Raw genomic sequence first — 10,777 nt, 5'->3', positions numbered from 1 at the left:
AAAGCAGACAACATGACGAAGAGCATCGTCGGTCTCGACCTCACCGGTACGTCCATCCGTGCTGTCGAGGTCGCGGACGCGGACAAGCCGCAGCCGTCGGTCCTGCGCGTCGCTGAGGTCGCCGCACCCGAGGGGGCGATCAGTCGAGGCGAGGTCCTCGAGCCGAACACGGTGGCCCAGTCGCTCCGGCAGCTCTGGCGGACGGGACGCTTCCGCACGCGCCGAGTCGTGCTCGGCATGGGCAACCAGCGTGTGCTCGCCCGTGACCTCACTGTTCCGCGCGTGCCGTGGGCCCAGATGCGCGAGACCCTCCCCTTCCAGGTGCAAGACATGCTGCCGGTCCCCGTCGGCGACGCCATCCTCGACTTCTACCCGACATCCGAGAGTGTGGGGGACAACGGGCCGGTCGTGTCCGGCCTGCTCATCGCCGCGGTCAAGGACGCCGTCCTGGCGAACGTCCGCGCCGTGCAGTTGGCCGGGCTGCGGCCGGTGGGTGTCGACCTCATTCCGTTCGCACTGAGCCGGACACTCGTCACGCGGCGCCGCACGCCGGGCACAGTCGCCCTCATCGGGCTCGGTGCTGACACCACGAGCGTCGTGATCCTCACCGAGGGCGCCCCGCACTTCGTCCGGATCATCCCCACCGGCGGGAACGACATCACCCGTGCGCTGAGCGGGCGGCTCGACATCCCGCTGGACGAAGCCGAAGCCGTCAAGCAGTGGTTCGGAGTCGGGCCGGGCGCCAAGACGCCCGACGACGCCCGCGCGATCGCTGCGACGAGGGAGGCGGTGGAGGAACTCCTCTCGAGTCTGCGGAACACGATCAACTACTTCGCGAACACACGGCCCGACCAGCCGGTGCGTCGCATCGTCCTGACCGGTGGCGGATCACGGATGCACGGGTTCGGCGATGCGCTGGCGCAGGCCACGCGACTGCCGGTCGAGCACGGTGACGTCTTCGCGGGGGCAACCCTCTCGCGATCCATCAACCCGGACGACCTCGCGGCGCACGGTGAATCGGTGTCGGTCGCGTACGGTCTCGCGGTGGGGAGCCGAGCAGCATGAGCGACCTCGAGGTGAACGTCGTCGACGACCGTCGACGGGCGCGCGGAGTGCGATTGCGGGCGGATCGGAGACGCGGCAACGGTCTCTCCCCGGACCGAGACAGCGCCGAGCGTGCGGCTCAGGAGCGTCCACCGAAGCGCTCCGCCCGCGGCCCGGTCCAGACCGTCGGGGGAGAGCCCCGAGTCGACCTCCTCCCGTCTGAAGTGCACACCGAGCAGCGTGCAGCTGCAGTCGCACGGCGTGCGTGGCTCGCCGTCGTCGTGGTGGGAGCTGTGGTCCTCCTCGGGGTCGGAGCTGCGACGACGGAAGGCGTCCGAGCTCGATCCGACCTCGCTCGTTCCCAGTCGAACGGCGCATCGGTCCTCCAGGAGCAGCTGCGCTTCAACGATGTCCGGGCCGTCCAACGGGACACCGAGCTCCTGAAAGCCGCCCAGGCCGTCGGAGGCTCCGCTCAGATCGACTGGAGCGGTGTCCTCGGCTCGCTCGCCAGCGCGCTGCCAGCCGGGACGACGGTCACGGGCCTCACGATCACCTCGATGGATCCCGTGAAGGGCTTCGCGCAGTCGACCGAACCGCTCGCATCGAGTCGCGTCGCGACGCTGGACATCACGATCAGCAGCGCCGCCGTGCCGTCGGTGCCCGACCTCTCCGACCGGCTGACGACCGTACAGGGCTACGCAGGCGCGCGGATCGCCACGATCGCGAGTGCAGGCGACAGTGGGGCCTACTCGGGGCAGATCACCCTCGATCTCGACTCGAAGGCCTTCGACGAGACGTACGTTCCCAAGAAGGGGGAGTGACGTGGACAAGTACAAGCTCTCGCTCATCGGGGCGGCGCTCGCTGCCGTTGTCCTGATCGCCGGCGGTTGGTTCGTCGGCGTGCAGCCACAACTCGCCTCCGCCTCTGCTGCGGACGCGCAACGCACCACGATCGAAGCCACGAACGCCAGCAATCGTGGCGTCCTGCGGAAACTCGAGGCCGAGTTCCGGGAACTGGGCCGTTCGAAAGCGGAGCTCGCCGCACTCCGGAAGTCCGTTCCCGCAACCGCCGACACCGCAGGCTTCACACGCCAGGTGGACGCCGCCGCCACGGGCGCCGGCGTCACGCTGACGTCGCTGACGTTCGGCACCGTGCAGGCGTACGCACCCGCGGGTGAGCCCGCCGCGAGCAACGGAGCGGCGTCCGCGGTGCCGTCCTCGTCGGCTTCCTCTTCGTCGACTCCGGCCCCCGCCGCTACCCCATCCGCGGCCTCGACACCGGCCGCACCCCAGCCGTACCGGAACGACCAGATCACGTCGAGCACCTTCGACCTGATCCCCGTGAGCATCGCGGTCGATGCCGCGAGTTGGGTGCAGGCTCTCGACTTCACCAAGCGGATGCAGCACAGCGATCGCTTGTTCCTCGTCGACACACTGTCGCAGACTGCCGGAGAGGGGAAGGGGCCGAGCCAGGCCTGGTCGCTCTCGGGGTACGTCTACGTGGTGCACGCCGCGAGTGGTGCCAGCAGTTCGTCGACCGCCTCCGAGACCGCGTCGTCGGGCGCGTCGAGCGAGACCTCGGCCACCGCGCCGACCGCCCCGACGAACGGCTGACGGACCCCTCCCCGAGACCCCCGCAGACTGGGGTGTGACGCGCCGCGCCACACCCTCTTCCGTCGGAGGTCCTCGTCTGCGTACGATGCTCCCGACGCCGCGCTCGTGGCTGCTCATCCCCTCTCGAACGGCCCCGCTCGTGGGCTGTTCCTCGTCGTGCCCGGAGTCGCGCGTGTTGAACGGAATCGTGGAGTTCCTCGGCTGGTTCGGAGCCGTAACCGTACTGGCTGGTTACATCCTCTTCTCGACCGGCAAGCTGCCGAACGGCCCGGTCTACCAGCTGCTCAACCTCGTCGGGGGCCTCGCGATCGCCGTCAACGTCGGAGCGCACCACGCGATCCCGTCGCTCATCGTCAACGGCATCTGGGCGATCGTCGCCGTGGTGGTCCTGATGAAGATGCTGCGCACGCGACGGGCGGCCAGGCGCGGCGAGCCGGTGGCGGCGACGACGGGTCCGATCCTCGTCGAGCCCCCGACCACGACAGCGGTCCTGCCGGTCGTCGGCCCGGCCCTCCGCGACCACGACGACACGACCGACCACGGCGACACGACCGAGCCGGACACCGGATCGCACGTCCACACCGAGGCGTACGAGGAGGCCCGCGTCCACACCGCGGGCGAGGCACCGACGGCCCCGGCCCCCATGACCGAGACCGTCCCGGTGATCACCGCGACGATCGCCCTCGCCCTGGTCGCGGCAGCACAGCGGGAGCAGCAGGACCACGAGCGCCAGCAGCAGGACCACGTGCCCGAGCAGCCCGAACTGGCCTGACAGCTGACACCCGAACCGAGCCGAACCCCGCGGGACCCGCCCGCGCGAACGACCCCGGCGATACGATCGCTCCATGTCCCGGTGGCTGATCGCGACGATGACGTCCGTGCTCTTCATCGCGCTCGTCGTCGCGGTGTCCGGCTTCGAGGCGCTCCTCGCCGACGTCGAACCGATCACCCAGCCCGACGCGACCCCGTACCTCGGCCCCGCGATGGTGGTCTCGGTCGCGATCGTGGTGTTCCTCGCGACCGCCGCCGGAGCCCGTGAGGGCAACCCCGGCGTCACGGGCCTGGTCGCCGCAGCGACCTCGTACCTGGTGATGCTCGGTGTCGGAGCCGTCGGGTACGCACTGCTCCGGGGCGACGCCACGGAGCTCCTCGTCTTCCCGGCGGGCTCCGCGCTCGGGCCCTTCGTGGTCGGGACCGTCGTGGTCGCCCTGGTCTGCGTCGTCGGGGGGATCGCCGTCGTCCGACACCAGGCGCGAGCGGCGGGGGCGGCCCCGGAAGGCTCCGGCAGCGGCCCCGGCCCGGTCCCGGGAGGCCCTGGCCGCACGTCCGCACCGGCCCCCGACGCCCGGGGGAGTGACGGCGGTCCGCGGTAGGATCGCCCCGCACGACGCGACACCGCGAGCCGCGCCGTGCGACGACCACGCACGGCGACCGGGGGCACGATGACCGACCACGACCACGGCTGGGGAGCGGTCCCGCCCGTCGACTCCATCCGCGGCACCCGGGTCCCGGATCCCGCACGTTCCCGTCGGCGCCTGCGGCGCGGTGCGCTCATCGGGATCCTCGCGGGCGCGGCTGCGCTCGTCCTCCTCGTGGTGGGCGGCGGCATCGGCTACGCGAACGGCATGAGCACGCACGCGGCCGACCGGCCGGTCCGTGCCTTCCTCGACGACCTCCTGGCCGGCAAGGCCGAGGCCGCGCTCGACTCCGCCGGCATCGAGCGTGAGAAGGGGGACGCCCTGCTGACCGACGCCGCCTACGCGAAGGCGAAGCGGACGATCACCGGCTACCGCGTCACCGCGGTCCGGACGAGCGGTGACAGCGCTGCCGTCACGACCGCACTCCGCCAGGGCGGACAGGACGTCCCGGCGACGTTCGAGCTGAGCCGGACCGGCACCGACTGGGGTGTGTTCCCGGTCTGGCAGCTGCAGCCGCCCCGGCTCGGCGCCGTCGACGTGTCGGTCCGCGGCCCGGCCCGCACCCCGCTCGAGGTCGCGGGCAGGTCCGTCACGACGTCGAAGGACGGCACGGCGACGCTCACCGCCCTCCCCGGCAGCTACGACGTCGCGATCAGGGGCGGCAAGTGGGTCGAGTCCGGCAGCGAGACCGCCACGGTCAGCGGGTTCGGCGGCACCGCGTCGAGCCCCGTTGCGATGACGGCCACCCTCACATCGGTGGGCAGGAGCGCGGCGACGAAGGCAGTGGACGCCTGGGTCGACGGGTGCATCGCGTCGCACGACCCGGCGCCGTCCGGGTGCAGCTTCTACGCCTACGGCGAAGACCCGTCCTACACGTACACCAACGAGCGCTGGACGCTCGGCACCCGCCCGGTCGTCTCGGTCGGCGAGTGGTCGTCCGGTGGCTGGCTCGTCACGACGACCACCTACGGTCGCGCGACCTTCACCGCGGACATCTCCGGTCCGGGTGGCGTCGGCACGGCTTCAGCCGGCCCCATGAACGTCAATGCGAGCGGGTACATCACGGGGTTCGACGGTGACGGGGCGACCTTCCGTTCCGCGGTCGCCCCGTCGTCGTCCGAGTCGGGTTCCTGACACGCGGCGTCCGGCCTGGAGGCACGGGTCGCCCCCCGACCGGGCAGCCCACGTCGGACGCGGTGCGGGTCGCCCTGACCGGGCAGCCAACGTCGGACGCGGTGCGGGTCGCCCTGACCGGGCAGCCAACGTCGGACGCGGTGCGGGTCGCGCGGTTGGCCGGGCAGCCCGATCCGGACGCGGTGCGGGTCGCGCCCTGGCCGGGCAGCCCGCTCCGGACGTGATGCGGGGCGCCCCGACCGGGCAGCCCACCTCGGACGCGGCCCCGCCGCCCGCGGGAGGACCCACCGGACCGACGTTCGCGCAGGGCGGTCCCCACGGGCCTCCAGGGCGACGCGCCCGGATTGATTTCGCGTGGTGCCGCGGGTAGGCTCTACCGGGTGTGCGCCCTCGGGCGCGCCCGAAAGTCCGGACGGCCGACGGCCGCATCCGGGCCACTCCGTCCCCCACCGAACCATCCGCCGACAGGCGGTCCTCGGTGTGGGACGAGGAAGCCGGCGGTCCGCGCCGGCCGGAGAGCACGAGCGAAGAACCAGGAGAACAGTTGCCTACTATCCAGCAGCTGGTTCGCAAGGGTCGTACGCCGAAGGTCACCAAGACCAAGGCGCCCGCCCTGAAGGCGAACCCCCAGCAGCGTGGTGTGTGCACCCGCGTCTACACCACCACCCCCAAGAAGCCGAACTCGGCACTGCGCAAGGTCGCTCGTGTCAAGCTCTCGAACGGCACCGAGGTCACGGCCTACATCCCCGGTGAGGGCCACAACCTCCAGGAGCACTCGATGGTGCTCGTCCGTGGCGGTCGTGTGAAGGACCTGCCCGGTGTCCGCTACAAGATCATCCGCGGTGCGCTCGACACGCAGGCCGTGAAGAACCGTAAGCAGGCGCGTAGCCGCTACGGCGCGAAGAAGGGTTGAGTCAATGCCTCGTAAGGGTCCCGCTCCCAAGCGTCCCGTCGTCGCAGACCCGGTCTACGGCGCGCCGATCGTCTCGCAGCTCGTGAACAAGATCCTGCTGGACGGCAAGAAGGGCCTCGCCGAGCGCATCGTCTACGGTGCACTCGAGGGCGTTTCCGCCAAGAACCAGCAGGACGCCGTCGCGACGCTCAAGAAGGCGCTCGACAACGTCCGTCCGACCCTCGAGGTCCGCAGCCGCCGCGTCGGTGGCTCGACCTACCAGGTCCCGGTCGAGGTCAAGCCGCACCGCGCGAACACCCTCGCGCTCCGCTGGCTGACCTCCTACGCCAAGGCCCGTCGCGAGAAGACGATGACCGAGCGTCTCATGAACGAGATCCTCGACGCGTCGAACGGTCTCGGTGCCGCGGTCAAGCGCCGTGAGGACACGCACAAGATGGCCGAGTCGAACAAGGCCTTCGCCCACTACCGCTGGTAGTCCCGGCACCGTTCCGGGGCGTCGGCGGTCAAGAACCCCGGCGCCCCGGAACGGACGCCCATCTCTCCTACAACTCTTCCGGAGGAACCCTGTGGCACAGGACGTGCTCACCGACCTGAACAAGGTCCGCAACATCGGCATCATGGCGCACATCGATGCCGGCAAGACCACGACGACCGAGCGCATCCTGTTCTACACGGGCATCACGCACAAGATCGGTGAGGTCCACGACGGCGCTGCGACGATGGACTGGATGGCGCAGGAGCAGGAGCGCGGCATCACGATCACGTCGGCCGCGACGACCTGCTTCTGGGACAACAACCAGATCAACATCATCGACACCCCCGGTCACGTGGACTTCACGGTCGAGGTGGAGCGCTCGCTCCGCGTCCTCGACGGTGCGGTCGCCGTCTTCGACGGCAAGGAGGGCGTCGAGCCCCAGTCCGAGACCGTGTGGCGTCAGGCGGACAAGTACGACGTCCCGCGCATCTGCTTCGTCAACAAGATGGACAAGCTCGGCGCTGACTTCTACTTCACCGTCGACACGATCGTGAACCGCCTCGGTGCGGAGCCGCTCGTGCTCCAGCTCCCGATCGGTGCCGAGAACGACTTCGTCGGTGTCGTCGACCTCATCGAGATGCACGCCAAGGTCTGGCCGGGCGACGCCAAGGGTGATGTCACCATGGGCGCCCAGTACGAGGTCCAGGAGATCCCCGCGGACCTCCAGGCCCGTGCCGAGGAGTACCGCGCGAAGCTGATCGAGCGCGTCGCGGAGTCCGACGACGCCCTGCTCGAGAAGTTCTTCGACGGCCAGGAGCTCACCAAGGACGAGATCCGCGCTGGCATCCGCAAGCTCACGATCGCGTCCGAGGTCTACCCGGTCCTCTGCGGCTCGGCATTCAAGAACCGCGGCGTCCAGCCGATGCTCGACGCTGTCATCTCGTACCTCCCGTCGCCGCTCGACGTCCCGCCGATGATCGGCCACGACGTCAAGGACGAGGAGAAGGAGATCATCCGCAAGCCCGACGCCACCGAGCCGTTCTCGGCCCTGGCGTTCAAGGTCGCGGTGCACCCCTTCTTCGGTCGCCTGACCTACGTCCGCGTCTACTCGGGCTCGATCGAGTCGGGTGCCCAGGTCATCAACTCGACCAAGGGCAAGAAGGAGCGCATCGGGAAGATCTTCCAGATGCACTCCAACAAGGAGAACCCGGTCGACAACGTCACCGCCGGTCACATCTACGCGGTCATCGGCCTCAAGGACACCACCACCGGTGACACCCTCTGTGACCCGAGCAACCAGGTCGTCCTCGAGTCGATGACGTTCCCGGAGCCGGTCATCGAGGTCGCCATCGAGCCGAACACGAAGGCCGACCAGGAGAAGCTCTCCACGGCCATCCAGAAGCTCGCGGAAGAGGACCCGACGTTCCGCGTCGAGCTCAACGCCGAGACCGGTCAGACCACGATCAAGGGCATGGGCGAGCTCCACCTCGACATCCTGGTCGACCGCATGAAGCGCGAGTTCAAGGTCGAGGCGTCCGTCGGCAAGCCGCAGGTGGCCTACCGCGAGACCCTGACCAAGCCGGTCGAGCGCTACGACTACACCCACAAGAAGCAGACCGGTGGTTCCGGTCAGTTCGCGAAGGTGCAGATCGCGCTCGAGCCCATGGAGGTCACGGCGGAGAAGGTCTACGAGTTCGAGAACGCCGTCACCGGTGGCCGCGTCCCGCGCGAGTACATCCCGTCGGTCGACGCCGGTATCCAGGACGCCATGCAGGTCGGCATCCTCGCCGGGTACCCGACGGTCGGCGTGAAGGCCATCCTCAAGGACGGTCAGTCGCACGACGTCGACTCCTCCGAGATGGCGTTCAAGATCGCCGGTTCGATGGCCTACAAGGAAGCCGCCCGCAAGGCCGGCCCGGTCATCCTCGAGCCGATCATGGCCGTCGAGGTCCGCACGCCCGAGGAGTACATGGGCGACGTGATCGGTGACCTGAACTCCCGTCGTGGCCAGATCGCCTCGATGGAGGACGCTTCGGGCGTCAAGGTGGTCCGCGCGAGCGTGCCGCTGTCCGAGATGTTCGGCTACGTCGGCGACCTCCGGTCGAAGACCTCTGGTCGCGCCGTCTACTCGATGACCTTCGAGACCTACGCACAGGTCCCGGCCAAGGTCGCCGAGGAGATCGTCGCGAAGAGCAAGGGGGAGTAGCGCTCCAGCGCTGCTCCACAGGCGAGGGTGCCCGGCGACGGGCCCCTCGTCACCAAGTACAGTAAAGACACACACCCTGCAGGCCAACGGTCCACGACCGGGGGCATGCGATCCGAGTCCTGAGGAGGACCCACAGTGGCCAAGGCCAAGTTCGAGCGCACCAAGCCGCACGTCAACATCGGAACCATCGGTCACGTCGACCACGGCAAGACCACGCTCACGGCGGCGATCACCAAGGTTCTGCACGACCAGTACCCGGACCTCAACGAGGCTCGCGACTTCGCGCAGATCGACAACGCTCCCGAGGAGCGCCAGCGCGGCATCACGATCAACATCTCGCACGTCGAGTACCAGACCGAGAAGCGTCACTACGCGCACGTCGACGCCCCCGGTCACGCCGACTACGTGAAGAACATGATCACGGGTGCGGCGCAGATGGACGGCGCGATCCTCGTGGTCGCCGCCACCGACGGCCCGATGCCCCAGACGCGTGAGCACGTCCTGCTCGCCCGCCAGGTCGGCGTCCCCTACATCGTCGTCGCGCTGAACAAGTCCGACATGGTGGACGACGAGGAGATCCTGGAGCTCGTCGAGCTCGAGGTCCGTGAGCTCCTCGGCTCGCAGGAGTTCGACGAGGACGCCCCGGTCGTGCAGGTCTCGGCCGTCGGCGCGCTCGAGGGCAACGAGAAGTGGGTCAAGTCCGTCCAGGACCTGATGGCCGCTGTCGACGAGAACGTCCCGGACCCGGTGCGCGCCACCGACCAGCCGTTCCTCATGCCGATCGAGGACGTCTTCACGATCACCGGTCGTGGCACCGTCATCACCGGCCGTGTCGAGCGTGGTCAGCTCAACGTCAACGCTGAGGTCGAGATCGTCGGCATCCGCCCGACGCAGAAGACCACCGTCACGGGCATCGAGATGTTCCGCAAGCTGCTCGACTCGGCTGAGGCCGGCGACAACGCGGGTCTGCTCCTCCGTGGCCTCAAGCGTGAGGACGTGGAGCGCGGCCAGGTCGTCGTCAAGCCGGGTACGGTCACGCCGCACACGAACTTCGAGGCGAACGCGTACATCCTGACCAAGGACGAGGGTGGGCGTCACAACCCGTTCTACGCGAACTACCGCCCGCAGTTCTACTTCCGCACCACCGACGTCACGGGTGTCATCACCCTGGACGAGGGCACCGAGATGGTCATGCCCGGTGACACCGTGCACATGTCGGTCGAGCTGATCCAGCCGATCGCCATGGAGGAGGGCCTCCGCTTCGCCATCCGTGAGGGTGGTCGTACGGTCGGCGCCGGTACGGTCGAGAAGATCATCAAGTAACTCCGGTTACCTGCTGCAGCGGGGTCGGGCCTTCGGGCCCGGCCCCGCTGTCGTCGTTCCGACTCGGTGTTCAACCGCCGTTCTCCCGCGCAGACCGGACAGGACGTGAGGTTTCGTGCACCATGTACGGCAAGCGGCCGGAGGGACCGGCCATCGAGCGGTCGGCCTGTGCCGGTCGAACAGGGAGGGCACCATGGCCGGCTTCGACGACGTCCAGAAGAACGTCTCCGCCAAGGCGGAAGAGGTCACCGACAAGGCGAAGGCCTTCGTGGACGAGAACCGCGACAAGATCGAGGAAGCGCTGAAGAGCGACAAGGCCGAGGAGGTCTCGGACAAGATCATCCACGGTCTCGCCGACGGCCTGAAGAAGGTGACCGGCGGTCGCTTCGACGAGCAGATCGACAAGACCGCCGAGAACCTCGACGACAAGATCGGGAACAACGGGGACAGCACGGGCGCGTAGCGCCCCACCCACGCGACCAGCCACCGGACGGGAGGCACGGCTCACCAGGTGAGCGGTGCCTCCCGTCCGTCGCGTGTGGCTGGTCCGGAACGTGTCCCCACAAGGTGGGACGCGCTGTACCCCTGTCGGGGTGTGTTGCGGCTTCCCGCACCTCGATACCGTCGAGTCGCGGGACCACAGCGGTCCC

General features: G+C 69.1%; 11 protein-coding genes. All 11 read left to right on the top strand.

Translation table 11 applies throughout. The features are described from left to right. Positions 1-12: 12 nt before the first annotated feature. Positions 13-1,065: a type IV pilus assembly protein PilM gene (pilM, locus tag ACRQ4C_RS16655; protein ID WP_439689456.1), complete on the top strand. Its 1,053-nt coding sequence runs from the start codon at positions 13-15 to the stop codon at positions 1,063-1,065. A 203-nt stretch (positions 1,066-1,268) separates the two neighbouring features. Further along, complete coding sequence (locus tag ACRQ4C_RS16650; RefSeq protein WP_439689455.1) at positions 1,269-1,865, top strand: hypothetical protein; 597 nt, start codon at positions 1,269-1,271, stop codon at positions 1,863-1,865. 1 nt (position 1,866) lies between these two features. After that, entirely contained in the window at positions 1,867-2,658 is a 792-nt protein-coding gene (locus ACRQ4C_RS16645) for a hypothetical protein (protein ID WP_439689454.1), read from the top strand. Between the two features lie 172 nt (positions 2,659-2,830). Next, complete coding sequence (locus ACRQ4C_RS16640) at positions 2,831-3,430, top strand: CBU_0592 family membrane protein (protein ID WP_439689453.1); 600 nt, start codon at positions 2,831-2,833, stop codon at positions 3,428-3,430. 73 nt (positions 3,431-3,503) lie between these two features. After that, positions 3,504-4,031 carry a DUF6121 family protein gene (locus ACRQ4C_RS16635; RefSeq protein ID WP_290133568.1) on the top strand — a complete coding sequence of 176 codons (528 nt, stop codon included), beginning with the start codon at positions 3,504-3,506 and terminating at the stop codon, positions 4,029-4,031. Between the two features lie 69 nt (positions 4,032-4,100). Next, complete coding sequence (locus ACRQ4C_RS16630) at positions 4,101-5,210, top strand: hypothetical protein (protein WP_439689452.1); 1,110 nt, start codon at positions 4,101-4,103, stop codon at positions 5,208-5,210. Positions 5,211-5,754: 544 nt separating this feature from the next. Further along, positions 5,755-6,123, top strand: a complete 369-nt coding sequence (gene rpsL, locus ACRQ4C_RS16625) for a 30S ribosomal protein S12 (protein ID WP_017885540.1) — start codon at positions 5,755-5,757, stop codon at positions 6,121-6,123. Positions 6,124-6,127: 4 nt separating this feature from the next. Next, positions 6,128-6,598, top strand: coding sequence for a 30S ribosomal protein S7 (rpsG, locus tag ACRQ4C_RS16620; protein ID WP_022903294.1), 471 nt, complete (start codon positions 6,128-6,130; stop codon positions 6,596-6,598). A 91-nt stretch (positions 6,599-6,689) separates the two neighbouring features. After that, positions 6,690-8,804, top strand: a complete 2,115-nt coding sequence (gene fusA / locus ACRQ4C_RS16615; RefSeq protein WP_290133570.1) for an elongation factor G — start codon at positions 6,690-6,692, stop codon at positions 8,802-8,804. A gap of 135 nt (positions 8,805-8,939) precedes the next feature. Beyond that, a complete protein-coding gene (gene tuf, locus ACRQ4C_RS16610; protein WP_290133571.1) occupies positions 8,940-10,127 on the top strand; it encodes an elongation factor Tu in 1,188 nt (395 codons plus the stop codon). 193 nt (positions 10,128-10,320) lie between these two features. Continuing rightward, a complete protein-coding gene (locus ACRQ4C_RS16605) occupies positions 10,321-10,590 on the top strand; it encodes an Rv0909 family putative TA system antitoxin (protein ID WP_290133572.1) in 270 nt (89 codons plus the stop codon). Positions 10,591-10,777 lie beyond the last annotated feature (187 nt).

Source organism: Curtobacterium sp. SP.BCp (genome assembly GCF_051903255.1).
Taxonomy (GTDB): Bacteria; Actinomycetota; Actinomycetes; order Actinomycetales; family Microbacteriaceae; genus Curtobacterium.
Note: the sequence above shows the minus strand (reverse complement) of the source record. Positions and strands in the feature narration are given on the sequence as shown.

Coding starts and splice junctions, on each gene's coding strand:
- pilM (WP_439689456.1), top strand. CDS start 13: ATGACGAAGAGCATCGTCGGTCTCGACCTCACCGGTACGTCCATCCGT.
- ACRQ4C_RS16635 (WP_290133568.1), top strand. CDS start 3,504: ATGTCCCGGTGGCTGATCGCGACGATGACGTCCGTGCTCTTCATCGCG.
- ACRQ4C_RS16630 (WP_439689452.1), top strand. CDS start 4,101: ATGACCGACCACGACCACGGCTGGGGAGCGGTCCCGCCCGTCGACTCC.
- rpsG (WP_022903294.1), top strand. CDS start 6,128: ATGCCTCGTAAGGGTCCCGCTCCCAAGCGTCCCGTCGTCGCAGACCCG.
- ACRQ4C_RS16605 (WP_290133572.1), top strand. CDS start 10,321: ATGGCCGGCTTCGACGACGTCCAGAAGAACGTCTCCGCCAAGGCGGAA.